This window comes from Thermus neutrinimicus (genome assembly GCF_022760955.1).
Lineage (GTDB): Bacteria > Deinococcota > Deinococci > Deinococcales > Thermaceae > Thermus > Thermus neutrinimicus.
In genome coordinates this window covers 1-24,480 of sequence record NZ_JAKTNU010000012.1, presented here as the reverse complement: position 1 = coordinate 24,480, position 24,480 = coordinate 1, and the positions used below count along the sequence as shown (strand labels likewise).

Here is a 24,480-nt window from a genome sequence, read left to right as displayed (position 1 = left end):
CTAGACCTCCTGCACCTCCAAGGTGGCCTCGAGCCTCCCCTCCCCCTCCAGGTAGCGGATGGGAAGCACCACCTCCACCCGTCCCCCCTCCCCGTAGAGGGCCTGGATCACCGGGCCGTAGCGGGCTTCCACCACCTGGCGGCGCACCTTGCGGGTGCGGGTGATCTCCTCGTCGTCGGGGTGGAGTTCCTTGGGGAGGATGGCGAAGCGCTGGATCTTGAGCCGTTCGGGAAGGGTTTTGTTCACCATGCGGATTTCCTCGGCGATCAGGGCCTTGACCTCCGGTCTTTCCGTGAGGGACAGGTAAGTGGTAAAGGGGATCCCCCGCTTCCTGGCCCAGTTCTGCACGTTTTCCGGATCCAGCTCGATGAGGGCGGTGACAAAGGGTCTCCCGTGCCCCAGCACCACGGCCTCGCGGACATAGGGGGAGTATTTAAGACGGTTTTCCAGAAATTGCGGAGCAAAGCGGGTTCCGTCCGTAAGGGCACCCACCTCCTTCACCCGGCCCAGGATCACCAGATGCCCCCGCTCGTCAAAGAAGCCCGCATCCCCTGTGCGGAAGAAGCCGTCTTCGGTGAAGGTCTCCGCGGTGGCCTTTTCCTGGCGGAAATAACCCTGGAAGACCTGGGGCCCTTTCACCAGGATCTCCCCCTCCTCGCTGATGCGCACCTCCGTGCGGGGAAGTGGGGGGCCCACGGTCTCTGGCGGGGCATCCCCGGTGGTGTGGGCGGCGGTGGTGGCGGCGGTTTCCGACTGGCCGTAGACCTGGCGGATGTCCAGGCCTAAGGCGCGGAAAAAGGTGAACACCTCTGGGCCCAAGGGGGCTCCTCCGGTGACGGCGATGCGGCAGGCGGCAAGGCCCAGCCTGGCCCTGAGGGGCCTGGCGATGAGGGGATAGAAGAGGCTCCGCTTGAGGTTGAGCCACAGGCCCACCTTTTCCCCGCGGAACTCCCGCCTCGCCCCCTCCAGGAGAGCCCCCATCCCCACCCGGTAGAAGAAGGCCTTCATGGGGTCGGCGTCTGCCATGCGGCTTTGGATGAGGCTGGCCATATCCTCCCAAAGCCTGGGCGGGGCCAGGAAGAAGTCGGGCTGGACCTCCTTAAGGTCCTCCCGGAGGGTGGTGGGGTCCTCGGGGAAGTGCACGGTGGAGCCCTCCACCAGGCCCTGCACCACGGTGAGCATCTGCTCCCCGATCCAGGGAAGGGGTAGGTAGCTGAAGACCCAGGCTCCCTTCTGGAACCCCAGGGCCTGGCCCAGGGCGAAGTGGCCAGCGAGGAGGTTCTGGTGGGAGAGCATGGCCAGCTTGCTCCTTCCCGTGGTGCCCGAGGTGGGGGCGAGGAGGGCGGTTTCCTCAGGACGGCGCTTGTTCATAGCCTCTTCCCCCACCCTGGGATCCCCAAGGGCCTGGCTAAACCGGAGCACCTTGCCCTGGAAGTGGCGGGACATCCCCGCTTCCTCCCAGACCAGGACGAAGTCCAAAAGGTGCAGGTGGGGGTAGACCTTGTCCAGTTGCTCCTCGTCGGAGACCACGATGCCCCTGGCCCCGGTGAACTCCAGGAAGTACCCCACCTCCTCGGGCATGGCGTCCGCGTAAATGCCCATGGGAAGGGCCCCCAGGGTCTGGGCAGCCAGCTCGGCTTCCACCCACTCGGGGGCGTTGTGCCCCAGGATGGCCAGGACCTCCCCTTCCCGAAGGCCCAAGGCCCAAAGCCCCCCGGCGAGGCTAAGGGTACGCTCCAAAAGCTCCTTCCAGGAGGTTTTCTGCCAGACCCCAAGCCGCTTCGCCCGCAAAGCCGGAGCATGGGGTCTTTCCTTGGCGTGGTGGTACAGGTAGGCAAGCAGCGTTCCTTCCATAGCGCCTCAAGCCTGCCCCAGGTAGGCCTCCGCCACCTTGGGATCCTGGCGCACCCCTTGCGGGGGGCCATGGTAGAGCACCTCCCCGTAGGAGAGGACCAGGACCCTATCGGAAAGCTCCAGAACCGCCCTTAGGTCGTGTTCCACCCAGAGGAGGGTTACCCCCCATTCCTCCCGGGCATCCAGGAGAAAGCGGGCCAGGTCCTGCTTCTCCTCCAGGGAAAGCCCGGCCATGGGTTCGTCCAGGAGGAGGAGCTTGGGCCTGCTGGCCAGGGCCCGGGCCACCTCCACCCGCTTCTGCAGGCCGTAGGGAAGCATCCCGGCGGGGGCGTGGCGAAAGGGGGAGAGGTGGAGGTAGTCCAAGACCTCCTCAGCCCAAGCCCTAAGCCGCCATTCCCGCTCGGCCTGGGGTAGGGCTAGGGGATAGGAGGGAAGGGCCAACTCGGCTCCCAGCTTCACGTTGTCCAAAACGCTCATGCCACGGAAGATCTCCAGGCCCTGGAAGGTGCGCCCCAGGCCCAAGCGGGCCCTTTCCTGAGGGCTTTTCCCGCGGAGGTTCTGGCCGAGAAACACCACTTCCCCCTTTTCGGGCTCGTACACCCCGGAAAGCACGTTCAAGAGGGTGGTCTTTCCGGCGCCGTTGGGGCCGATGACCGCGAAGAACTCCCCCTCGGCCACGCTGAACCCTACCCCCGCCAGGGCCTTTACCCCTTTGAAGGAAAGGTGCAGGTCCTTAACCTCCAGGATCACACCCACCGCTTCCTCCTCCGGTAACGCTTGGCCTGGCGGAAACCCACCTCTTCCTTGCCCAAGTAGAACTCCATCACGTCCTGGTCCTCTTGAGCGGTCAGGGCATCTCCCTCGAAGACCACCCGGCCCCGCTCCATGACATACACCCGGTCCACGATGGCCAGGGCGGCCCGGGCATTTTGCTCCACCAGAAGAAGGCTCAGGTTTTTCTCCCGCCTTAAGGCCTCGAGGGTGCGCATCACCTCCTCCACCAGCTTGGGGGCTAGGCCCAAGGAAGGCTCGTCCACCACCAGCACCTTGGGGCGGGTGAGGAGGGCCATGCCCAGGAGGAGCATCTGCTGTTCGCCCCCGGAAAGGTAGCCGGCCTGTTCGTGGCGCCTTTCGTAGATCCGGGGGAAGCGGGCGAAGACCTCCTCTATGCCTTCCTTAAGCTCCCGGGGAGAGAGGCGGTGGCCGGCGGCCACCAGGTTCTCCACAGGGGTCAGGTAGCGGAAGAGGGGGCGCCCCTCGAGGACCGCGGTGAGCCCAAGGCCGTTGATCCGCACGGGATCCAGGTGGGTGGCCTCCTGGCCGAAGAGGCGCACGTGCCCGTCCAGCACCCTTCCCTCAAACTTGGGAAGAAGGCCGGCCACCGCCCGCACCAAGGAGCTCTTGCCGGCACCGTTGGGCCCGAGGAGGGCCACAGCCTCCCCCTCCCTAACCTCCAGGGACACCCCATCCAGGGCCAGGATTACTCCCCGGTAGACCACCTTGAGGTTTTCCACAGAAAGGACCATGCCATTTCCCTCACGCATCTTCCCGCTTGGCCCTTAAGAGGCCTCCATCGGGGCTTACACCCTGGACATCTTGGGCGGAAGGGTATCACACCCGCTCAATCTGCCGCTCACCCAATAGGCCATAGGGTCGCACCAGAAGCACCAGGAGTACCACCACGAAGGGCAAGGCCTCGGTGAAGCCGGGGAGAACGGGTTCCAGGTAGCGCTGGGAAAGCGCCTCCAAGACCCCAAGGATAAACCCTGCCAGCAAGGCCCCGCCCACCGAGTCCATCCCGCCCAGGATGGCCACGGGAAAGACCTTGAGGCCCAGGAAGACCAGGTTGGGGCCCACCCCGCTGGCCACGGCCAGCAGGGCCCCGGCTAGGGTGGCCAGGAGGGCGGAGATGCCCCAAACCCCCGCCAGGATCCGGGCCGTGGGGATGCCCAGGGCCAGCGCAGCCACCTCCCGCTCGGAGATGGCCCGAACCAGGATCCCATACCGGCTTTTCCTAAGGAGCCAAAGGAGGCCAAGGCCCAAGGGCAGGGAAAGAAGGAGGTTCCAGACGGCGCGGGAGGGCACGAAAGCGTCTCCTAGCTGGAAACCCAGCTGGGGCAGTTCCCCCCTGAGGTACTTGAGGTCCGGCCCCCAGACTAGCTGCACCCCGCCGTCCAGGGCCGCGGCCAACCCGATGGTGGCCATGATCACCGCCACCACGTTCCGCCCCAGGAGGGGCCGCACGAAGCCCCGCTCCACCAGGAGGCCGAAGAGAAAGGCCACGGGTAGGGCGGCCAGCATGGCCAGGGGAAGGGGCAGGAAAAGGGCGAAGGTGTAGGTGAGGTAGGCCCCCACCAGCAGAAACTCGCCTATGGCGAAGTTCACCACGCTGGTGGCCCGGTAGACCAGGACGAACCCCAAGGCTAGCAGGCCGTAAAGGGCCCCGTTGGCTAGGCCGCCGATCAGATAAGGCAGGAGGTCAGACATGGGCGTGTGGGAAGGCCCCCGGGATCATGGGTAACCGGGTTAGGGTTAGGCCAGCTTGATCCAGTCGGTGATGGCGTTGAAACGCCCCTCCTTCACGCCGGCCCGGTAGAGCTTGGTGTAGGGGAGGCGGTGGTTCACAAACTGGAAGCTCCGTTGCAGGCCCAGGCCGTTATAGTCCCCTAGCCTCTCCAGGTACTCCACCACCCCGGCCCGGGTGAGCTTGCCCGCTCCCGCCGCCCGGCGCATGGCCTCGGCGATGCCCAGGACCACCGCCAGGCTCCCCATGTAGTAGGTGGGGCGGTAGGAGATGTCCCGGCCCTTCCTCTGGCGGAATTTCCGCATCTCGTCCACCGCGGGCACCAGGGTGTCGTACCAGTAGGCGTTGTGGTAGGTGACGGTGAAACCCTCGGCAGCAGGGCCTGCCCGCTGGATAAGGGCCAGCTCCGCCGAGTAATAGGTACCCATGAACTGGGCCCTTAGGCCCTGCTCCCGCGCGGTGCGGAGGATCAGGGGTTCGACGGAAAGGGCATAGCCCTGAAGGATCACGAAGTCAGGGTTGGCTCGGCGCAGGTTAAGGACCACGGGGGTGGCGTCGGTGAAGGCCGGGGGCGTCACCTCCTCGTGGACCACCTCCATCCCCATGGCCTTGGCCCTTTCCTTGGCGTAGGGGATGGGATCGCGGCCGAACTCGGTGTTGGAGTAGACCAAGGCGATCTTGGCCCGGCCCTTTTGCAGGCGGATCTGCCTGAGGAGGGCCTCCATCATGTCGTTGTAGGTGGGGCCAAAGACGAAGATGGTGGGGTAGGTCTTGGGGTCGGCCAGTTCGCTGGCGAAGCTGGTGGCGGAGTAGGGAAGGCCCATGCGGGCAATCTCCGGCGCCAGGGCCTTGGAAAGGCCGGTGGAGTCCCCATAGACGAAGAGAAGCTCCTCAGGGCGCTCCCGGGACGCCACCCGGTTGAAGGCGGCGGTCCCCTTGGCCACATCGTAGCCGGTATCCTCCACGATGAGCTCCAGCTTGCGGCCGGCAATACCCCCCAGGACCTCGTTCACGTACTCCACCCCGTCCACGAACCCCTCCCGGCCTGCGTTGCCGGCAAAGGCAAAAGGCCCCGTGAGGGGGAGAAGGGTGGCCAGCTTCACCGGCCTGGCCTGGGCGGTGGCGAGGTAGGGCATCCCTAGGGCCGTCAACGTACCCACACCCAGCTTCCTCAAAAACTCCCTGCGTTTCATCCTGCGCCTCCTTTCGGGTTGTGCTCGGTGCAAAGATACCATGTCCCATTCCATTCGGCAAGCCCTGGGACCTTGCCCACCGCCTAAGCATTGGGAAAGGGGCCCGCCCCGCCTGAGGGATGCTGCTTTCTCTCCTTTGCCAAGCGGGTCGGGGGCTGGCCTGGTACCCCCCTTGGGCTTCCCGGCAGGGTGAGGGGCTTAGGGGGGTGGAAGGCCCCCAGGCCCTAGGATGGGATCATGCGCTGGCATGCGGTTTACCGCCGTTTTGTCCTGGGCCGCCACTACCGGTTTGCCCGTGAGGTCCTGGTGCCCCATTTCTTTGATGCCCTCACCGCCTATGCCATGGAGCTTGCCCGCCTGGGCCTTCCTCGAGCCCAAACGGCGGTGGCGGCTTTGCAGGAACTCCGCACCCTTCCTTTGCCCAGCTTTACAGGAGAGGTGGAGGATGTCTTCTTCTCCATCTACTCCCAGCTGGCCGAGCACTGGGGGGAGGAGGTGGCGGGGGCCATACGCCGGGGGTTATCCCGCAACGACCTGGACCTCACCGCCTTTCGCGCCTACCTGAGGGACCGGGCGCTGGCCTTGCTGGGGGATTTTCTCCGCCTAAGGGGGGCGGTGCTCCGGGTTGCCCAGGCCCATGCCGGGGTACCCCTGGTCCTCCGCACCCACCACCGGCCGGCCCAGCCCTCCACCTTGGACCATTACCTCCTCGGGGTGGAGGCGCTTTTAGAAAGGGACTTCCGCCGCCTGAGGCGGGCTTTGGATACCCTGGACCGTTGCCCCTTGGGGGCCAGTGCCCTGGCGGGGAACCCCTATCCCGTGGACCGGTGGCGGCTCGCCGCCCTTTTGGGCTTTTCTGGGCCGGTGGAGAACACCTTGGATGCCGTGGCCTCGGGGGATTACGCCCTGGAGCTGGCCTCGGCCCTGGCGGGACTGGGCACCTCCCTTTCCCGCTTCCTCACGGACCTTCTGGCCCTGGCGGAGCGGGGGGCCTTCGTGGTGGGGGAGGGGCTGGCCCAGGGTTCCAGCTTTATGCCGCAGAAGCGGAATCCCGTGGTGTTGGAGCACGCCCGCATCCATGCCGGCCGGCTGGTGGGCGGGATGGGTACCTTGGCTTCCTTGAACCACAACACCCCCTTCACCGACCTGAACGACCACTCCACCGGGGTACTGGAGCCCTTGACGGCCCTTTTGGAAAGCGCTGAGGCGGCTTTGGAGCTAACCCGGGTGGCCCTCGAGGAAAGCCGATTTGAGCCGGCCCTTCTCCTGGAGGAGCTTTCCCCCGAGGTCCTGGCCTCGGAGGCGGTGGACCTGTTGGTGCGCAAGGGGGTGCCCCTTGCCGAGGCTTACCGGCGGGTCCAGGGGGCCCTGCCCGGGGTGCGGCCCGAGCTCTTGGGGGTGGCGCGGGAGGAGCTCCTGGCTTGGATGAGCCTCGAGGCCTTCTTTGCCCGCCGGGAGGTCCTGGGGGGCGTGGGCCCCAAGGCCCGGGCGGAGGCCATGGCCCGGGCCAAGGACCGGCTTAAGGAGGACCGGAAGGCCCTAGCGGCCCTGCGGGCTCGGGTGCGCCTGGCCAGGCGGCTGTTGGCCAAAGGGCCTGAGGGTTTCCAGGCGGAGGAAGGCGAGAAGGCTACGGATCAGCAGGGGCAGGTAGAAGGAGAGGAGCACCAGGAAGAGCCCCAGGGCTAGGAGGTGGAGGAGCAGGCTGTGGAGGCCCTCGGCCAGGGCCCGGGTGGCCAGGGTGAAGGCCGCCAGGGGAAAGACAAAGGCCCACAGCCCTGGTTGGAACCCTAGGGGGATCCGGTGGAGGAGAAGGTTCTCCAGAAAAAGGGCCATGGCCAGGGCAAACCACCACCCGCCCAGGCCCCAAAGGGCGATCCCCAACAGGTACAGGCCCTCAAGGTCTCCTGGGAAAAGGCCCAAGGCCTTGGCGCCCTTAAAGAGGGAGAGGGGAGCGAGGATTCCCACCCCCACCGGGGCAAGGCCGATGAAAAAGCTGGGTACCAGCTCGGGGGCCGGCCGTTCATGGGCGTAGAGGCGGGCCAGGAGGTTGGCCCCCACCCAGAGGAAGAGGATGAGGCCGAGGCCTAGGAACATGAGCATCCAGTAGAACCCCTCCTTGGCCCAAGGCCCCATGAGGGGTAGGAGGGGGCCTCCCGCCAGGGGCACCACAATGGAGGACACCGGCGGGATGAACCAGGTGCCGTTGGCGGTTTCAAAGGGAAGGCGCATGCGGGTAAAGATCAGGTAGCTGAGAAGGAGGCTGGAAAGGAGGACCAAAAGCGAGCCCACGGCAAAGAGGATCAAGGCCAGCCCCCCTTGCCCCAAAACCTCGTGGGTGGCCAGGCTGAAGAGCAAAAAGGCCAGGGGGAAGGTGGCGTAGAGCTGGGAAAGAAGGGGGTGGTGGAGCTCCTCAACGACCCGGTCCCGGTGGCGGAAAAGCTTCACCAGGAAAATGCCCAAGCTTACGAGGAAGAGAAGGGCCACCACACCGTAATTCACCAGGGCCAGGCCCTCGAGGCCGAAGCGGTGCAGGGCGAGGGCCACCCCGCTTCCCCCCATGATCATGGCGAACCAGGCGGGATGGAAGAAGCGCGCGCTCATACCCCCCATCATCAGATAGGGGTGGGGGGTATGTCAACGGCTGCGGAAGTATTCCACGGTGAGCCGGATCCCCTCCTGGAAGCCCACCTCGGGCCGCCAGCCGTGGGCCATGAGCTTTAGGGGGGAGAGCACGCTTCTTTCCAGGTCGCCGGGACGCGGGGGGGCGGGGTTCACCTCTGGCCTTTGTCCGGCGGCCTCGGCCACCGCCAGGAGGACCTCCCGGGTGGTGCGCCCCTCCCCCGTTCCCACGTTGTAGATGCCTTCCAGTCCCTTTAGGGCCAGGTTGTGGGCCCGCACCACGTCGGCCACATAGATGTAGTCCCGGACGCACCCCTCGTCCCCGGGGCTCCTTCTGGCGTACAGGGTAACCGGCTCCCCCTTGAGCACCCTATCCGCAAAGATGGCCACCACCCCGGCCTCCCCGTGGGGGTCCTGCCGGGGGCCATAGACGTTGCCGTAGCGGAGGGAGACCCATTTGAGCCCATAGTTTTGCCCGTAGGCGGAGAGGTAGTGCTCAAAGGCCGCCTTGCTGGCGGCGTAGGGGCTTTTGGGCTTGGGGGGCCAGGTCTCCTCGGCCCGTTCCCCTTCCGGAACCTCCCCGTAGATGGCCCCGCCCGTGGAGGCAAAAACGATTTTTTCCGCCTGCCACTTGCGCATGGCCTCGAGGAGGTTCAGGCCGCCCAGAAGGTTCACCTCGAAGTCCAGGAGGGGGTTGTCCACGCTTACCTTCACCGAGGCCTGGGCCGCCTGGTGGGAAACGTGGGTGGGGCGGAACTCCCGGAAAACCCGTTCTAGGCCGTCCTTGTCCCTGAGGTCCACCTTGTAGAAGTAGATGCCCTTGGGGACGTTTTCCCGTCTGCCCGTGGAAAGGTTGTCCAAGACTGCCACCTCGAGGCCCTCCTGGAGAAGGCTTTCTGCGATATGGCTCCCGATAAACCCCGCTCCACCCGTCACCAGTACGCGCATACCACCTCCCGCCTGCCTGGAAGCCGCAGGCCAAAGCAGGCCCATCCTAACAGGCCTAGAGGGTAGGGCTAACCGATCTTAACCTCGGGCTCGTTGCCGGGCCGCCACTTGATGGTGCACCCCAAGGCCGGGGCCTCCTTCAAAGGGGGTTCCTCCCCCCTGAGCAAGGCTTCTATGGCCGCCTCCAGGTCGTGGCTTTGCACCTGGTCGGGGAACTTGGGATTGTCGTTCACCCGGCCGTGGTAGCGGAGGAGGCGCCTTGGGTCGAACAGGAAGACCTCGGGGGTGCGCATGGCCTTGTAGGCCTTGGCCACCTCCTGGGTTTCATCCAGGAGGTAGGGGAAGAAGATGCCGTGTTCCTTGGCGAACTCCACCATCCTCTCCGGGGCGTCGTCGGGGTAGCGCTCGTAGTCGTTGGGGTTGATGCCCACAAAGGCCACCTGGCCCCGGTACCTTTCCGCCAGGGAGACGATCTCCCGGATGGAGCCCTTCACGTAGGGGCAGTGATTGCACATGAAGATCACCGCCAAGAGGGGCTCCTGGAACTGGGAAAGCCGGTACCGTCCTCCCCTGGGGTCGGGAAGTTCGGCATCGATCAAGGGGCTTTCTAGGGGCAACTCGGGGTACTGCAGCATGGGGCCATGATACCCTAAGCACATCCCTAAGGACAATAAGCCCCTCGGGGCCTTGGTATCATGCCCCCATGCGGGGGCTTACCTCACACGAAGCGCAGGGACGCCTGGCGGAATACGGGCCCAACGCCCTGCCCGAAAAGCCCCCCGAGCCCCTTTGGCGGAAGTTCCTGCGCCAGTTTCAAAGCCCTCTCATCTACATCCTCCTCTTCGCCTTGGCGGTGGACCTGGGCCTTTGGCTTTATGAGGGGGCCCATGGGCTTCCCTTGGAGTCCTTCGCCATCCTAGCCATCCTCCTTCTCAATGCCGGGCTGGGTACCCTGCAGGAGAAGCGCTCGGAAGAGGCTCTAAGGCGCCTAAAGGCCCTGGCGGAGCCCCTGGTCTGGGTCCTAAGGGATGGGCGCTTCCAGCACCTCCCCAGCCGGGAGATCGTGCCAGGGGATGTGGTGCGCTTGGAGGCGGGGGACCGCATCCCGGCGGATGGGGTTCTCCTCGAGGCCAGCGGGGTCCTGGTGGACGAGAGCGTGCTCACCGGGGAGAGCGTCCCGGTGGAGAAAGGGGAGGGAGAGGAGGTGTTTTCCGGCACCCTTCTGGTGCGGGGTAGGGCCCTGATGGAGGTGAGCCGCACCGGCCTAAAAAGCGCCATGGGCCGCATCGCCGGGCTCCTTGCGGGGATGGAGGAGGAGAAAACCCCCCTGGAGCGGCGCCTCGAGGCCTTTGGCCACAGGGTGGCCCGCTGGGTGTTGGCCCTTGCCGTGGCCCTGGTGGTTTTGGGGTTTCTGGTGGAAGGCTTTTCCGCCAAGGTGCTCCTTTTCGCGGTGGCCCTGGCGGTGGCGGCGGTTCCCGAGGGGCTTCCGGCCGTCCTCACCCTGGCCTTGGCCCTGGGGGTGGAACGCATGGCCCGTCGCAAGGCGGTGGTGCGGCGCCTGGCGGCGGTGGAGGCCTTGGGGAGCGTCACCGTTATCGCCACGGACAAGACGGGCACCCTCACGGAAAATCGCATGGAGGTGCAGAAGGTGGTGGGGCCGGATCCCCAAAGGGCCCTTCTCGCCATGGTCCTGTGCAACGATGCCGATCTGGAAACCGGGGCCGGGGATCCCCTGGAGCTGGGTCTTTTGCGGTATGCGGCCCAGCACCTGGACGTGAGGCAGGTGCGCCAGGAATACCCCCGGCTTTCCGAAAGGCCCTTTGACAGCGCCTGGAAGTACATGCGGGTGACCACGCCCGGGGGTAGCTTCCTAAAAGGGGCTCCCGAGGCCCTAATCCCCCGCCTTGCCCTGGGCCAAGAGGAGAAGGCCTCCCTTTTAGAGGAGGCGGAGGCCCATGCGCAGAAGGGCTTCCGGGTTCTGGCCCTGGCCCATGGGGAGGGGGAGCGGGAAGAAGGCCTAAGCTTTCTGGGGTTTGTCCTTCTCCTGGATCCGCCCCGCCCGGAGGTGCCCCAGGCGGTGGCCAAGGTCTTGAAGGCGGGGGTTAGGGTGGTGATGGTCACCGGGGACCACCCGGCCACCGCCTTGGCCATCGCCCGTAGGGTGGGCATTCCCGCCGAGGTGGTGGCCACCGGAGAGGAGATAGAGGGGCTTTCCGACGAGGAGCTTCTGGAGGTGGATGTCTTCGCCCGGGTTAAGCCCGAGGATAAGCTACGCATCGTTGAGGCCTTCCAGAGAGCGGGGGAAGTGGTGGCCATGACCGGGGATGGGGTGAACGATGCCCCGGCCCTGAAGCGGGCGGACGTGGGGGTGGCCATGGGCCAGCGGGGCTCGGATGTTTCCCGGGAGGTGGCGGACCTGGTCCTTATGGACGACAATTTTGCCACCATCGTGGCCGCCATAGAGGAGGGGCGGAGCATCTACGAGAATATCCAGAAGTTCATCCGCTTCCTCTTTTCCACCAATCTCTCCGAGATCCTGGTGGTGGCCTTGGGCATGGTGTTCGCCGCCCTTCTCCATCTGCGGGACGAGGCGGGGCACCTCCTCCTTCCCCTGACCGCGGTGCAAATCCTTTGGATCAACCTGGTGACCGATGGCCTTCCCGCCCTGGCCTTGGCCTTGGACCGTAACCCCGGGGTCTTGGACCGACCGCCCAGGCCCAAGGAAAGCCCTCTTCTGGATCCGCCTTCTTGGCGGTTCATCCTGGTTACCGGAAGCATCAAGGCCCTTTTTGCCCTGGCCATCTTGGGTCTGTTGCCCGGCTGGATGGGTCAGAGGGTTTCCCTTTCGGAGGCGACGGAGGTGGCCCGCACGGCCACGTTCCACTTCATGACCCTGGGCCAGCTCTTCTTTGCCTATGCCGCCAGGCATACCCATCTCATGCCCCTGCCCAATCCCTACCTGCATGGGGCGGTGGCCCTGGGCATCCTCATCCAGCTCGGCCTGGGTACCCTGGCCCCTGGGGTCTTGGAGGCCGTTCCGGTTCCCGCGTGGATCTGGGGGCTGGTTTTGGGCATGGCGCTCCTTGCCTGGCTGTTGGCCGAAGGGGTGGACCGGTTAGTATGGCGGAAGGAGGCTCGGCGATGAAGGCCAAGGATGCCATGACCAGCCCTGCGGTGAGCGTGCTTCCGGAAACTTCCCTGGCGGAGGCGGCCCGGCTGATGTTGGGAAAGGGAATCGGGAGCGTGCTGGTGGTGGACAAGGAGGGCCGCCTGGTGGGCATAGTGACGGAAAGCGATTTCCTGAAGGAACGGGGTGTGCCCTTTTCCACCTTCCGGGCGCCCATGCTCCTGGGTCGGTTCCTGGGTGCCGACGGCTTGGAAGCGGTATTGGCGGAGGCCAGGGGTACCCGGGTGGAGGAGATCATGACGAGCCCGGTGCACGCCGTGGGGCCGGAGGAGCCTCTTTCCCGGGTTTTGGAACTGATGCTGGCCTACGATATCAACCACGTTCCCGTGGTGGACGGTGAGGGTAGACCCCAGGGCATCATCACCCGGTTTGACCTGCTCCGCCTGCTCCAGTCCCAGCTATGACCTGGCTGGCCTTCTTGGCGGTGGCGGCGGTCATCCTCCTGGCCGGCCGGCAGGTGGCCTTCTACGGGGACGTCCTGGCGGGGAAAACGGGGCTTGGCCGCACCTTCATGGGCCTTTTTCTGGTGGGCATCACCACCAGCTTGCCGGAGCTTTTCAACGTGACCAGCGCGGCCCTTCAAGGCCTCCCTGAGATCGCCGTGGGGAACCTTTTGGGAGCCAGCATGGTGAACTTCCTACTCCTCACCGTGCTGGACGCCGTCCACCCCCGCCCCCTCACCGCCCGGGCCAGCCAGGGGCATGCCTTGAGCCTGGGGCTGGCCATCCTGCTTTTGGCCGTGGCGGGGCTTGGCCTTGTGGCGGAGCGGGGGTTGGGGCGGGTGGGGGGGTTTGCCCTGGCCCTCTTTCCCCTCTATCTCTTTGCCCTCTGGCTTTCCTTTCGCTATGCCAGGCGCTTCCCCCGGGACGAGACCCTCGAGGAGGAGGCCTACGCCCATATCCCTTTGAGGCTGGCCTTCGGGCGCTACCTGCTGGGGGCGGGGGTTTTGGTGGGGGCTGCGGTGCTCCTTCCGGGTTTGGCCGAGGCCTTGGCCCGGGAAACAGGGCTTGGGCAGGCTTGGGTGGGCACCTTCCTGGTGGGCCTGGTGACCACCTTGCCCGAGGCCACGGTGACCCTGGCCGCTGCCCGCCTGGGGGCGGTGGACCTGGCCTTGGGCAACGTGTTGGGAAGCGTCATGTTCAACACCTTTCTCCTCCCCCATGCGGATTTCCTGGCCCCCGGCCCCCTCTTGGCCCAGGTGGGGGGAAGCCACCTATTGAGCCTCCTGGTCCTCCTGGGTATGGCGGGGACGGTGCTCACCGGGCTCATGTACCAAAGCCTTAGGAAGCTATGGGTCCTGGCTTACGATTCCTGGGCCATCCTGGCCCTCTACCTGCTTGCGGCCTCGCTTCCTTTGGCCCGGTAGGGCACCACCAGGACGGGCTTGGGGCTTCGGCGGACCACCTCCTGGGTCACGCTACCCAAAAGCACCGCGTCCAGCCCCGTGCGCCCGTGGGTGGCCATGACCACCAGGTCGTACTTCCCCGCCTCCTTTAGGATCACCTCCGCCGCCCGCCCCTCGAGGAGGTGGGCCTCAAACCCCACCCCAAGCTCCTCCGCCATGCGGGTGGCCCGGTCCAAGGTGGCCAGGCCCTCGTTGCGCATGTCCTCCATCAGGGCTTGGTGGTAGGGAAGGGTCTCGGGGCCCAGGAGGAGCCTGGGTCCCAAGGGCTCCAGGACGTAGAGGAAGGCCACCCGGGCCCCCAGGGCCTTGGCCAGGCGGAGCCCCTCCCTTACCCCGGCCTCCGCGGCCGGGCTTCCGTCGGTGGGAAGGAGGAGGCTTTGGTACATAGGTCACCCCTCGATCACCACGGGCAGGATCACCGGGTCGCGGCCCGTGGCCTTTTTCAAGAACTTTTTAACCGGATAGTAGATGTCGTCACGGATGCGCTCCAAGGGCTTTTTCTCCCGCACCCCGTTTTGCAGGGCCTCGAGGGCCATGCGCCTCACCTCGCCCAAGAGCCTTTCCCCGGCCTTGACGAACCCCCGGGACACCACCTCCACCACCGGGTCCTGGCCCGCCAAGGCGGTGATGACCACGATTCCCTCCTCGGCCATGTGCTGGCGGTCGGCCAGGATCTCCTCGGTGATGTCCCCCACGCCTAGGCCGTCCACATAGAGGACCCCGGAGGGCACCTGGGCCACCTTCTCAAAGGTTTCCCGGGTAAGGCGGTAAACGGCGCCGTTTTCCCCGATGAGGGTTTTTTCCGGGGGGCGGCTCATGGACTCCGCCAACCACTTGAAGTTGGTTTGGTGGCGCACCTCCCCGTGCCAGGGCATGAAGAAACGGGGGGTGGTGAGGTTCAGGATGAGCTTGAGCTCCTCCTGGGAGGCGTGGCCGGAGGCATGGACCTTGTAGGCGGGAGGGTAGAGGACGTAGGCCCCTAGGGCGTAGAGGCGGTTGATGACCCGGTTCACCGCCTCCTCGTTGCCAGGGATGGGGCTACTGGAGAGGATCACCGTGTCCCCGGGTTTGATGGCCATCTTGGCGTGGCCCTCAAAGGCCAGGCGGTGGAGGACGGACATGGGCTGCCCCTGGCTTCCCGTGGCCAGGATCAGCACCTGGTGGTCGGGGAGGTCCTTCACCTCCTCGAGGGTGTACAGGCGGTCCTTCACCTTCAGGTAGCCCAGCTCCATGGCGATGCGGCTAAAGCGCACCATGCTTCGCCCTTCCATGGCCACCTTGCGCCCGTACTTCTCCGCCGCCCAGATCACGGCCTGGATGCGGTGGATGTGGCTGGCGAAGGTGGTGACGAAGACCCTACCCGGGGCCCGGCCGATGACCCGGTCCAGCTCCTTGGCGATCTCCATTTCGCTGGGGGTGTAGCCGGGGCGTTCGGCGTTGGTGGAGTCGGCGATGAGGAGCAAGACCCCCTCGGCGCCCGCCTGGGCCACCTTGGCCAGGTGGGAAACCTTTCCGTCTATGGGGGTGGCGTCCAGCTTGAAGTCCCCGGTGTGCACGATGGTGCCGATGGGGGTGCGGATCACCAGGCCGGAGTTGTCGGGGATGGAGTGGGTCATGCGGAATAGGTCCAGGGTAAAGTACCGGCCCACGGGGATGCGGTCGTCGGGAGAGATCTCCTTGAGGTTAAAGCTCCCCGGTCTCAACCCGAACTCTTCCAGCTTCCCCTTAAGGAGGCCCAGGGTGAGCTTGGCCCCGTAGATGGGCACCTGGCTTTCCTTCCCGAAGACCATGGGCAGGATAAAGGGGAGCCCCCCGATGTGGTCCTCGTGGCCATGGGTGAGCACCCAGGCCTTGATGAGGTGCCGGTTTTCCATCAGGTAGTCCACCCGGGGGATGAGGAGGTCCACCCCGGGCATCCCCTCGTCGGGGAAGGCAAGCCCCCCATCCAGCACAAAAATCTCGTCCCGGAAGCGGAAAGCGGTGATGTTCTTGCCGATCTCCCCCATCCCCCCTAGGGGGATGATTTCCAGGTAATCCCTGGCATCCCCCGGATTTATGGGAGTGGCCTCCGATGGCCTTCTACGCCGTCTTTTTCTTGGTCTGCGTTCCTGGTTTTCCATAAACCTCCCATCTTCCCGGCTAGGCCGGGACCTTACCCTAAGGAAAACCCCCTTAGGCTAGCTGCGCCGCCTGGGGGGAATCTTGCCCTCCAGCTCGGGGCGGATCAGGTCTATCTTGCCCCTTTCGTCAATGCGGTGCACCTTGACCTTGATGACATCCCCCACCTTCAGGTGGTCCTCCACCCGCTCCACGCGTCCTGGGGCGATCTGGCTGATGTGCAAGAGGCCCTCGGTCCCGGGGAAGAGGCTGATGAAGGCACCAAAGGGGGTGATCTTGGTCACGGTGCCCTCGTAGATCTCGCCCACCTTGGCCTCCATGGTGAGCTCCTCTATGCGCTTTTTGGCCTTCTTTGCAGCCTCCATGTCGCTGGAGTAGATGCGCACCGTCCCGTCCTCTTCAATGTCCACTTCCACACCCAGCTCCTCGAGGGCCCGCACGTTCTTACCCCCAGGCCCGATGACCAAGCCGATCTTCTCCACGGGCACCTTCAGGGAGAGGATGCGGGGGGCAAAGGGCTTGAGCTCGGGGCGCGGGGCGGGAAGGACGCTTTCCATGAGGTCCAGGATCCTCATGCGGGCCTCCCGGGCCTGCATGAGGGCTTCCTTGAGCACCTCCCGGGGGAGCCCACCCACCTTGTTGTCCATCTGCAAGGCGGTGACCCCCTTCCTTGTTCCCGCCACCTTGAAGTCCATGTCCCCCAGGGCATCCTCCAACCCCAGGATGTCGGTGAGGATCACTGCCCGCTCCCCCTCCCACACCAAACCCATGGCCACCCCCGCCACCGGGGCGCGGATGGGGACGCCGGCATCCATCAGGGCCAGGCATCCCGCGCAGACCGTGGCCATGGAGCTGCTGCCGTTGGACTCCAGGACATCCCCCACCACCCGGATGGTGTAGGGGAAGGCGTCCTCGGGGGGTAGCACCGCCTTCAGGGCCCGCTTGGCCAGATTGCCGTGGCCCACCTCGCGGCGGGAAACCCCCCTCAGGCGCTTGACCTCCCCCGTGGAGAAGGGGGGAAAGTTGTAGTGCACCAGGAACTTTTCCGTCTCGTCAATCCCCAGGTCGTCGATGATCTGCTCGTCCCGGCCCGTGCCCAGGGTGACGGTGCCCAGCACCTGGGTCTCCCCCCGGGTGAAGACGGCGGAGCCGTGGGCGCGGGGGAGGACGTCCACCTCGATCCATATGGGCCGGAGGTCCTTGGGGGTGCGGCCATCCGCCCGCTTGCCCTCCTCCAGCACGAGCCGCCTGAGCTCCTTGCGCACCACCTCGTCAAAGGCGCTTTCGTAAAGGGGCTTCCTGCTCTCGTCCGGGGTGCCGTCCTCCTTCTTGGGCAAAACCTCGGCGATCAAGGCTTCGGCGAAGGCCTCGAGGGCCCGGCTCCTTTCCCCCTTGCTGGCGGTCTGGAGCACGGCGGAAAGCCCCCGTTCCACGGCTAGGCGGTAGAAGGCCTCCTTTTCCTCCTCGCTAAGGGTTTCGGGAGGCGTCCAGGCCATTTTGGGCTTGGCCAGGGCCCGGGCCATCTCCTCCTGCAGGTCCAGGATGGGCTGCATCTCCCGGTGGGCGAACTCCAGGGCCTGGACCAGGGTTTCCTCGTCCACCTCCTGGGCCCCGGCCTCCACCATGAGGATGGCCTCCCGGCTTCCCGCCACCACCAGGTCCAGGGTGCTCTCCTCCAGCTCCTGCAGGGTGGGGTTGAGGACGAACTGCCCCCCGATGAGACCCACCCGCACCGCGGCCACGGGGCCTTCCCAGGGGATGTCCGAGAGCATGAGGGCGGCGCTGGCTGCCGTGGGCCCCAGGATGTCCGGGGGGTTCTTCTGGTCGGCAGAGAGCACGGTTACGATCACCTGCACCTCGTGCCGGAACCCCTTGGGGAAGAGGGGGCGGATGGGCCTATCCGTCATGCGGGCGGAGAGGATGGCCTTTTCCCCGGGCCGCCCTTCCCGGCGCATGAAGCTTCCCGGGATCTTGCCCACGGCGTAGTGCCGCTCCTCAAACTCCACGGTGAGGGGGAGGAAGTCCGCCTCTATGGGCTCCTCGGAGGCCTGGGCGGTGGCCAGGACCACGGTGTCCCCGTAGCGCACCAGGACCGAGCCCGAGGCCTGTTTGGCGTATTTCCCTGCCTCCAACACCAGGGGGCGGCCAGCCACCTGGGTTTCGTACCTATGGGCCTGGGGGGTGTTGGGTGTGGCTTCCGGCATAGTTTCCTCAAGCGAAGGGCGGAGCCCTAAGGCCCCGCCCCCGACCTACATACCAGTTTACTTCCTCAGGCCCAGTTTCTCAACCAGGGCCTGGTAGCGCTCGGGGTCTTCCCGCTCCAGGTAGCGAAGAAGCCTACGCCTCTGCCCCACCATCATCAAAAGACCCCGGTGGGAGTGGTGGTCGTGCTTGTGGACCTTGAGGTGCTCGGAAAGCCGGTTGATGCGCAAGGTGAGCAAGGCCACCTGCACCTCGGTGCTCCCCGTATCCCCAGGGAAGCGGGCGAACTCCTCTATCACCTTCTGCTTCTCTTCCTTGCTGATGGGCATTTCTACCTCCGTCAGGGGGGAAGGCGCTTTTGGCCCCTTCCTCCTCGAGGTCCCGAAGGACCTCCTCTAGGTTAGGGCCTCCTCCTCTTTCCGTCAAGCAGGAAGAGGGTGAGGGCCAAAAGGGCCAGGCCCGCTCCCACGCCGAAGGCCAGCCCGGGCCCGTAGCTTTGCCAAAGAAAGCCAAAGATCACGCTGGCCGGTAAGAGCAGAACCCCCACCACCGTGTGGTAGAGTCCGATGGCTGTGGCCTTCGTTTCCTGGGGTATCAAGGTGGCCAGATAGGCCCGGCTGGCTCCCTCGAAGGCGGCCGAATAAAGGGCATAGAGGAGTAGCAGGGCCACACCTGCGAGGGCGGTTTTTGCCAGGGCAAAGCCTAAATACACCAGGGCGTAGAGGCCAAACCCCCATGCCACCACCCGCCTTAAGCCCACCCGGTCCGCCAGGCTACCCAGAGGGTAGGCCAAAAGAGCGTAGAGAAGGTTGTAGCCCGTGTAGGCCAGGGTCACGGCCTCCTGGGTTAGGCCCAGCTCCTTCAGGCGGAGGAGCAGAAAGGCATTAGAGGAGAGGGCCAAGGCGAAGACGCCGGAAACCAGGAGAAACCGGCGGTAGGGGACGGGAAGGGTACCCAGGTAGGTGAGGCGGAAGGGGGGTAGGGGGGTCCTGGCCCGCGGGGCCTTGGCCTCCCGGACCCAAAAGAGGGCCATAAAGGCCAGAAAAGCAGGGATAGCCGACGCCCAAAACACGCCCCGGATTCCCAGGTGGGGTAGGAGGAGAAAGGCCAAGAAGGGACCCACGGTGGCTCCCAGGGTGTCCAGGCCCCGGTGGAGGCCGTAGGCCCGGCCAAAGGCATCCTGGTCCACGCTCTCCGCCAGTAAGGCATCACGGGGTGCGGTGCGCAAGCCCTTACCGGTGCGGTCCAGGAAACGGTAAAGGAGCACATGGGCGGGGCTTTGGGCTAGGGCCAAAATGGGTCTCAGGAAGGCGGGCAACCCATATCCCAGGAGGAGTAAGGGTTTTCTTCGGCCCAACCGGTCGGAAATCCTTCCACCCACCACCTTGAAGAGGCTGGCCGTGGCCTCGGCCATGCCCTCCACCAGGCCCAGCACCCCTGCGCCCGCCCCTAGGCTGGTCAGAAAAAGGGGTAGGAGGGGATAGACCATCTCGCTGGCCACGTCCATGAGGAAGCTGACAAGGCCCAACAGGTATACCTGAAGAGGAAGCTTCATGGTCGGAAGCGGAGGTAAAGACCCAGCAGGAAGGGCTCGGGCAGAACCATCATGACCGAGAGGGGATCCAAGGGGGCAGGAGAGAGGAGGGCGGGGCCCAAAGGGGTGCTGAAGGGTAGCGGTAGCGTGCGGGTGGCGAGAAAAAGGAGGAGGAGGACCAGGGAAAGCCCCACGCCCACCTTCCAGACCAGAGGGGCAAAGGGCGGGTCTTTCTCGGGATACATCAAGCGGAGGGCCATCAGGACCAGGGCGTAGGTGACCTTTAGGGCCAAGAGGGCCAGGAAAAGCTGTCCGTAGAGGTAATACTCGCTCACCAGGCCGTACTTTACGGCCTCCAGCTCCGACACCCCTAGGGCGCTGCCGCATAGGCCTTGGCCCAGGACCCCCTCGAGGCCCAGCCCCAGAAACTGAAGGAAGAAGGGGAGGAGGGAAAGACCCGCTATCCAAGGGAGTCCGGGCGAGGGGATGAAGCCCACGCCTATAGCTTTTCCTTTTACCCAGAAAAGGTCAAGGGCCGGAAGGCCCGGCCCTTGCCTGCCCGTGTGGCCCGGCTACCAGAGGCGCATGCCGGGTACCGGGTTCAGGTTGCTGAAAAGCTGCACCAGGGTGGGCCCGTAGGCCAGCACCACCAGGATCACCGCCACCAGGAACCAGAAGCCGATGCGGTCCATGGCCTGCACCAGGGGGCGGTCCTCGGGGCCAGAGATGACCTCGGCGAAGGGCACCGGGGCCTCGGCCAGCTCTGCCCTACGCTCCCGGCCCAGGAGGACGCCAAAGAGGCCGTAGATGAAGAGGAGAAGGGCCACCAAGAGGATGATGCCCGCAAGGATGCTGAAGACCATGGGAAGGGCAGCATGGGCATAGGCGCCGGCTTCCTGAAGCACGCGGTCGGCGATGTAGGCCCGCCGCGGCACGTTAAGGAGCCCTTGCCAGTGAAGCCCCAGGGCCATGACCATCATGCCGATAAACCAAAGCCAGACCACCGCCAACCCCAGCCGCCTCTGGCCGTCGGAGATGGGCTTGCCGGTGAGGTTGGGGATGAGCCACCACAAAGACCCCATACCCGTAAGGGTTACCAGGCTTGCCACCTGCAGGTGGAAGTGCCCGGCGATCCAAATGGTGTTGTGGACCACGTAGTCCAAGGTGAAGCTGGCGTTCACTATGCCCCCGGCGCCACCCGGGATAAACCCAATCAGGCCCAGCACCGGGGCCACGAAAGCGGGGTTGCCCCAGGGCAGGGCCTTGATCCAGCCGAAAAGGCCCTTGCCTCCCCGCATCCGGCCAGCCAGCTCCAAGCTGGCCGCAATGGTGAAGGCGGTCATCAGGCTGGGTACGGCCACGAACAAGGTAAGGACGGAGTGGATCATCTTCCAGGTGGGGTCGATGCCGGGGTCGGCGAACTGGTGGTGGAACCCCACCGGGGTGGAAAGGAGGAGAAAGAGCAAGAAGGCCAAGCGGGCCATGGGGTCGGAAACCAGCTTGCCCCCCGCCTGCTTGGGAAGCACGGTGTAGATGATAGCGTAAGCGGGCATGAGCCAGAAGTAGACGATGGGGTGGCCCGTCCACCAGAAGAGGGTGCGGGCGATCAGGGGGTCAACCCCCTTGATGAGGCCAAAGGACCAGGGCAGGAGGAAGAGCACCGCCTCCAGGACCAGGCCAATGGAGGCGATAAGCCACATGAGCCAGTAGACCACCGCCATGTAGGTGACCAAAGGGGTCACCTTCCCAGGGTTTTGCGCCTTCCAGCGCCGCCACAGGTCCAGGACCAGGTAGATGCTCACCCAAGAGGAGAGGACGAAGATGCTGGCCCCCAGGTAGAAGGCCCAGTGGCCCTGGAGGGGAGGGTAGAAGGTGTAAAGGACCGTGGCCTCGTTGGCCAGAAGGGGCAGGGCCGCCATCACCAGGCCGACGAAGGCCATCCACCAGGAGAGCCACATGAGGCCCATGTTGGGGCGCAGGTTCAGCTCCCGGGCCGGCAGGTAGACCATGATGGCCTGGGCGAAGAGCTGGGTGAAGACGATGGCGTTCAGCACCCCGTGCAGGGTAAGGCCCTGGTAGTAGGACTGGACGAAGGGAAGGAGGCGCTTAAGAAGCGGATAGGCGTCCACGTTCCCGTAGTTCAGGGCCTGGAAGGGACCGAAAAGGCTGCCGATGATGAGGGCGACGAAGCCCAAGACCAGGAAGTAGAGGGTGGCCTTCTTTTCCGGGTAGGCCTCGTAGACTCGGCTGAAGTCAGAGGTGCGCACCGCCATGGCTCACTCCTTCACCACGATCTTGCCGAACATGTTCTGGTGGCCTATGCCGCAGTACTGGTTGCAGATGATCCGGTACTCCCCGGCCTTCTTAAAGGTGTAGCGCACGGTGGATACCTCCCCGGGGAGGACCTCCACGTTGATGTTGGTGCCCTCCACGTGGAAGCCGTGGATCACGTCCGGGCTGGTGATCTTGAAGATGATCTCCGCCCCCTTGGGCACCTCTATGGGATTGGGCTGGTAGCCGAAGGCGAAGGCCAGGACATGGACCGTGTACTGGTTGGGGCCGGTCTCCACCACCGCCTGGGCAGGGTCGGCCCACGGGCCCTCGAACCGCACCTTGGTGGGGTCCACCCGTTCCAGCTGTCCCGCGGGGATGACCCCTGCGCTGTGGGTGGCCAGGGTGTAGGCGATGAGGGCGATGAAGACCACCAGCATCACCAAGGAGAAGGCCAGCCAGCCCTTCTCATAAGTCAGAATCGCTTTGTGGGCCTTGTGCTCGTCCACCATACCCTACCCCCTAGCGAAGAAGATGGCGTATACCCCCAGCCAGAAGATCAGGATGGTGAGGGTAAGAACCACTATCACTCCCGTGGCGCCGATTGGTTTTTCCTCCATACCCTTCCTCCCTTACGGCGGGTTGCCGTATACGGCGCCCATGTTAGCCCAAAGCTGAGAAAAGGGTGAAGTACATTTGTCCCTTCGGAAAAAGGAAACTAAGGGAAGTTGATATTCTCACGCTTATACCCAGAGGGGGTAAAGCATCCCAAGGGCGGGCTCAGGTGCTACCTACCCGGGCCAGCACCTGGCGGCTTACTTCCTTGAGGGTTTCAAACACCCCTTTTCCCTCCGTGGCCACCGCTTCGAAGACGGGAAAGCGTCCTTCGGGGTCCACCACCGCCTGCACCATCTCCACGGGGAGGGCGTCGGGCAGGTCCCGTTTGTTCACCTGGAGTACCACGGGGATGTCCTCCACCTTAAGCCCATACTCCGCCAGGTTCTCCCGCATGTTGCGCATGCTCTCCGCGTTGGCCCTGAGGCGGTTGGGGGCGGAGTCCGCCACGAAGACGATGCCATCCACACCCCTCAGGATCAGCTTGCGGCTGGCATTGTAAAAGACCTGCCCTGGCACGGTGTAGAGATGGAAGCGGGTCTTAAAACCCTTGACCTCGCCCAAGTCCAGGGGGAGAAAGTCAAAGAAAAGGGTGCGTTCGTCCTCGGTGGCCAGGGAGACCATCTCCCCTTTGCGGCCTTCGGGGATGCGGCTGTATATCCACTTCAGGTTGGTGGTTTTCCCGGAGAGCCCCGGGCCGTAGTAGACGATTTTGAAGTTGATCTCGCGGTTGGCGAAGTTGATGGTGCTCATGCTAGTTACCGAAAAGTTCGTCCAGCAGGGCTTTGGCCTCCTCGCGGTACTGGGTGTCCAGGTTCAGCTTGGGCGGATTGGCCAAGGCTTCCTCGGCCAGGCGGGCCAGGGTCTCCGCTGCCCGCTTCCCGTGGAGTTTGATCTTGCCCAAGGGAGCGTTCTCGTCAAAGACCAGGACCAGGAGGGCTGCCTCGCCGACCTCGTCCACGTAGAGCCCCATGTGTTCCCCTTGGTGCACCACCTCTTGGAAGCGGGCCTCTCCCAGTAGCTTGGCCAGGGCCTGGGTGGCGGCGGCGTTTCCCGCCACCAGGGTGGCCAGGGAGTCCAAAGGCGGGGGCTTGGGGGCCCAGAGGGCCTCCTTATGGGCCAGGACGAATCCCTTACGGTCAATGAAGAGGGCATAGCGGGCCCCCGTTTCCTGCAGGGCTTCCTGGAGCACATCCATGGCCCGCTGGTACAGGGTCCCGTAGAGGACCAAGGAGGGTTCCACCATAGTATGCTCAGTCTACCATGAGGTCGTTTCTGGAAGAGGCCAGGACGCTTTTGGCGGAGCTGGTGGCCTTGCCCACGGTGAGCGCCGAGGGAAGGGCCCTGGGGGAGGGTGCGGCCAGGGTGGCGGAGGTGCTCCAGGACCTGGGCCTTAGGGCGGAGCTCCACGGGGGTTACGGGCCCCCGGTGGTCTACGCCGAGGGGGGTGAGGGGGAAAGGGTCCTTTTGTTTTACAACCATTACGATGTTCAGCCCCCGGATCCCCTGGAGCTATGGGAAAGCGATCCCTTTGTTCTGGTGGAGCGGGAGGGGGCCTGGTATGGCCGGGGTACCCATGACGACAAGGGGGAGCTGGTGGCCAGGGTCATGGCCCTGCGCTTGTTTCGGGAAAAGCACGGGTTTCTTCCCCGGGTGAAGTTTGTGGTGGAGGGGGAGGAGGAGGTGGGAAGCCCTCACCTGGCGGACTACGTCAGGGACAAAAGGGACCTCCTGGGAGCCGGGGCCATCGTCTGGGAGGCGGGGGGAGTGGACGCCAAGGGCCGTCCTTACCTTTATGCGGGGCTTAAGGGGATCGTGGCCCTCGAGCTTCGGGTGCGCACCGCCGCCTTTGACCTGCACTCCTCCTACGGGGCGGTGGTGGAGAACCCCATTTACCGTTTGAGCCGGGCCATTGCCAGCCTGCGGGATGAGGAGGGGAGGGTCCTCATCCCGGGCTTTTAAGTGCCCTCCCACTAAAAAACCACCTCTACTCCCCCTAACGCCCGCAAG

General features: G+C 65.1%; 22 protein-coding genes and 2 pseudogenes. 5 read left to right on the top strand and 19 right to left on the bottom strand.

Annotated elements, in window-relative coordinates; all coding sequences use genetic code 11:
* From L0C59_RS07940 to L0C59_RS07920, 5 genes are all read right to left on the bottom strand, one after another.
* Nucleotides 1–1,854 (bottom strand): AMP-binding protein, encoded by a 1,854-nt coding sequence (locus tag L0C59_RS07940; RefSeq protein WP_243090823.1) that lies wholly within the window; start codon nucleotides 1,852–1,854, stop codon nucleotides 1–3.
* Between the two features lie 6 nt (nucleotides 1,855–1,860).
* Nucleotides 1,861–2,610 carry an ABC transporter ATP-binding protein gene (locus tag L0C59_RS07935; protein ID WP_243090822.1) on the bottom strand — a complete coding sequence of 250 codons (750 nt, stop codon included), beginning with the start codon at nucleotides 2,608–2,610 and terminating at the stop codon, nucleotides 1,861–1,863.
* A complete protein-coding gene (locus L0C59_RS07930; protein WP_243090821.1) occupies nucleotides 2,601–3,380 on the bottom strand; it encodes an ABC transporter ATP-binding protein in 780 nt (259 codons plus the stop codon). Before L0C59_RS07930 ends, L0C59_RS07935 begins: the two co-directional genes overlap by 10 nt.
* An 85-nt stretch (nucleotides 3,381–3,465) precedes the next feature.
* A complete protein-coding gene (locus L0C59_RS07925; RefSeq protein WP_243090820.1) occupies nucleotides 3,466–4,341 on the bottom strand; it encodes a branched-chain amino acid ABC transporter permease in 876 nt (291 codons plus the stop codon).
* Nucleotides 4,342–4,386: 45 nt separating this feature from the next.
* Entirely contained in the window at nucleotides 4,387–5,571 is a 1,185-nt protein-coding gene (locus tag L0C59_RS07920) for an ABC transporter substrate-binding protein (protein ID WP_243090819.1), read from the bottom strand.
* 237 nt (nucleotides 5,572–5,808) lie between these two features.
* Between L0C59_RS07920 and L0C59_RS07915 the strand changes: the two genes are divergently transcribed.
* A complete protein-coding gene (locus L0C59_RS07915; protein WP_243090818.1) occupies nucleotides 5,809–7,257 on the top strand; it encodes a lyase family protein in 1,449 nt (482 codons plus the stop codon).
* A 3-nt stretch (nucleotides 7,258–7,260) separates the two neighbouring features.
* Here L0C59_RS07915 and L0C59_RS07910 read toward each other — a convergent pair.
* From L0C59_RS07910 to L0C59_RS07900, 3 genes and pseudogenes are all read right to left on the bottom strand, one after another.
* A pseudogene (locus L0C59_RS07910) lies at nucleotides 7,261–8,130 on the bottom strand (SLAC1 family transporter); the annotation flags it as partial.
* A 75-nt stretch (nucleotides 8,131–8,205) separates the two neighbouring features.
* Nucleotides 8,206–9,138 carry an NAD-dependent epimerase/dehydratase family protein gene (locus tag L0C59_RS07905; protein ID WP_243090817.1) on the bottom strand — a complete coding sequence of 311 codons (933 nt, stop codon included), beginning with the start codon at nucleotides 9,136–9,138 and terminating at the stop codon, nucleotides 8,206–8,208.
* 68 nt (nucleotides 9,139–9,206) lie between these two features.
* Nucleotides 9,207–9,773: a thioredoxin family protein gene (locus L0C59_RS07900; RefSeq protein WP_243090816.1), complete on the bottom strand. Its 567-nt coding sequence runs from the start codon at nucleotides 9,771–9,773 to the stop codon at nucleotides 9,207–9,209.
* A gap of 68 nt (nucleotides 9,774–9,841) precedes the next feature.
* Here L0C59_RS07900 and L0C59_RS07895 point away from each other — a divergent pair, with 68 nt between their 5' ends.
* Genes L0C59_RS07895 through L0C59_RS07885 form a run of 3 tightly spaced genes read left to right on the top strand, consistent with a single transcriptional unit; the run spans nucleotide 9,842 to nucleotide 13,691 of the window.
* Nucleotides 9,842–12,283, top strand: coding sequence for a cation-translocating P-type ATPase (locus tag L0C59_RS07895; RefSeq protein ID WP_243090815.1), 2,442 nt, complete (start codon nucleotides 9,842–9,844; stop codon nucleotides 12,281–12,283).
* Nucleotides 12,280–12,729 carry a CBS domain-containing protein gene (locus L0C59_RS07890; RefSeq protein ID WP_243090814.1) on the top strand — a complete coding sequence of 150 codons (450 nt, stop codon included), beginning with the start codon at nucleotides 12,280–12,282 and terminating at the stop codon, nucleotides 12,727–12,729. Before L0C59_RS07895 ends, L0C59_RS07890 begins: the two co-directional genes overlap by 4 nt.
* Nucleotides 12,726–13,691 carry a sodium:calcium antiporter gene (locus L0C59_RS07885; protein ID WP_243090813.1) on the top strand — a complete coding sequence of 322 codons (966 nt, stop codon included), beginning with the start codon at nucleotides 12,726–12,728 and terminating at the stop codon, nucleotides 13,689–13,691. Before L0C59_RS07890 ends, L0C59_RS07885 begins: the two co-directional genes overlap by 4 nt.
* On the opposite strand, the gene L0C59_RS07880 is transcribed toward L0C59_RS07885, so the two are convergent.
* The 11 genes from L0C59_RS07880 to mglB all read right to left on the bottom strand — a co-directional run bounded on the left by L0C59_RS07880 (nucleotide 13,655) and on the right by mglB (nucleotide 23,716).
* Nucleotides 13,655–14,116, bottom strand: coding sequence for a universal stress protein (locus L0C59_RS07880; protein WP_243090812.1), 462 nt, complete (start codon nucleotides 14,114–14,116; stop codon nucleotides 13,655–13,657). The genes L0C59_RS07885 and L0C59_RS07880 overlap by 37 nt on opposite strands.
* Before the next feature lie 3 nt (nucleotides 14,117–14,119).
* A complete protein-coding gene (locus tag L0C59_RS07875; RefSeq protein ID WP_243090811.1) occupies nucleotides 14,120–15,850 on the bottom strand; it encodes a ribonuclease J in 1,731 nt (576 codons plus the stop codon).
* Nucleotides 15,851–15,907: 57 nt separating this feature from the next.
* Nucleotides 15,908–18,052, bottom strand: a complete 2,145-nt coding sequence (gene pnp, locus L0C59_RS07870; RefSeq protein ID WP_243090810.1) for a polyribonucleotide nucleotidyltransferase — start codon at nucleotides 18,050–18,052, stop codon at nucleotides 15,908–15,910.
* A 57-nt stretch (nucleotides 18,053–18,109) separates the two neighbouring features.
* Entirely contained in the window at nucleotides 18,110–18,379 is a 270-nt protein-coding gene (gene rpsO, locus L0C59_RS07865; protein WP_243027373.1) for a 30S ribosomal protein S15, read from the bottom strand.
* A gap of 71 nt (nucleotides 18,380–18,450) precedes the next feature.
* Entirely contained in the window at nucleotides 18,451–19,605 is a 1,155-nt protein-coding gene (locus L0C59_RS07860; RefSeq protein WP_243090809.1) for an MFS transporter, read from the bottom strand.
* Nucleotides 19,602–20,081 carry a hypothetical protein gene (locus tag L0C59_RS07855; RefSeq protein WP_243090808.1) on the bottom strand — a complete coding sequence of 160 codons (480 nt, stop codon included), beginning with the start codon at nucleotides 20,079–20,081 and terminating at the stop codon, nucleotides 19,602–19,604. The genes L0C59_RS07860 and L0C59_RS07855 overlap by 4 nt, the downstream gene beginning before the upstream one ends.
* A 75-nt stretch (nucleotides 20,082–20,156) precedes the next feature.
* Nucleotides 20,157–21,857: a b(o/a)3-type cytochrome-c oxidase subunit 1 gene (locus L0C59_RS07850; protein ID WP_243090807.1), complete on the bottom strand. Its 1,701-nt coding sequence runs from the start codon at nucleotides 21,855–21,857 to the stop codon at nucleotides 20,157–20,159.
* A gap of 3 nt (nucleotides 21,858–21,860) precedes the next feature.
* Entirely contained in the window at nucleotides 21,861–22,367 is a 507-nt protein-coding gene (locus L0C59_RS07845; protein ID WP_243090806.1) for a cupredoxin domain-containing protein, read from the bottom strand.
* A 3-nt stretch (nucleotides 22,368–22,370) separates the two neighbouring features.
* On the bottom strand, nucleotides 22,371–22,475 hold the full coding sequence (locus L0C59_RS07840; protein ID WP_243090805.1) for a cytochrome c oxidase subunit 2A: 105 nt from the start codon (nucleotides 22,473–22,475) through the stop codon (nucleotides 22,371–22,373).
* A gap of 160 nt (nucleotides 22,476–22,635) precedes the next feature.
* Nucleotides 22,636–23,223 (bottom strand): GTPase MglA, encoded by a 588-nt coding sequence (gene mglA / locus L0C59_RS07835; protein ID WP_243090804.1) that lies wholly within the window; start codon nucleotides 23,221–23,223, stop codon nucleotides 22,636–22,638.
* A 1-nt stretch (nucleotide 23,224) separates the two neighbouring features.
* The gene (gene mglB, locus L0C59_RS07830; protein WP_243090803.1) at nucleotides 23,225–23,716 is read right to left on the bottom strand and encodes a GTPase-activating protein MglB; all 492 of its coding nucleotides are present in this window, start codon (nucleotides 23,714–23,716) and stop codon (nucleotides 23,225–23,227) included.
* Nucleotides 23,717–23,733: 17 nt separating this feature from the next.
* On the opposite strand from mglB, the pseudogene L0C59_RS07825 reads away from it, so the two are divergent.
* Nucleotides 23,734–24,429 (top strand): annotated as a pseudogene (locus L0C59_RS07825) (M20/M25/M40 family metallo-hydrolase); the annotation flags it as partial.
* Nucleotides 24,430–24,480 lie beyond the last annotated feature (51 nt).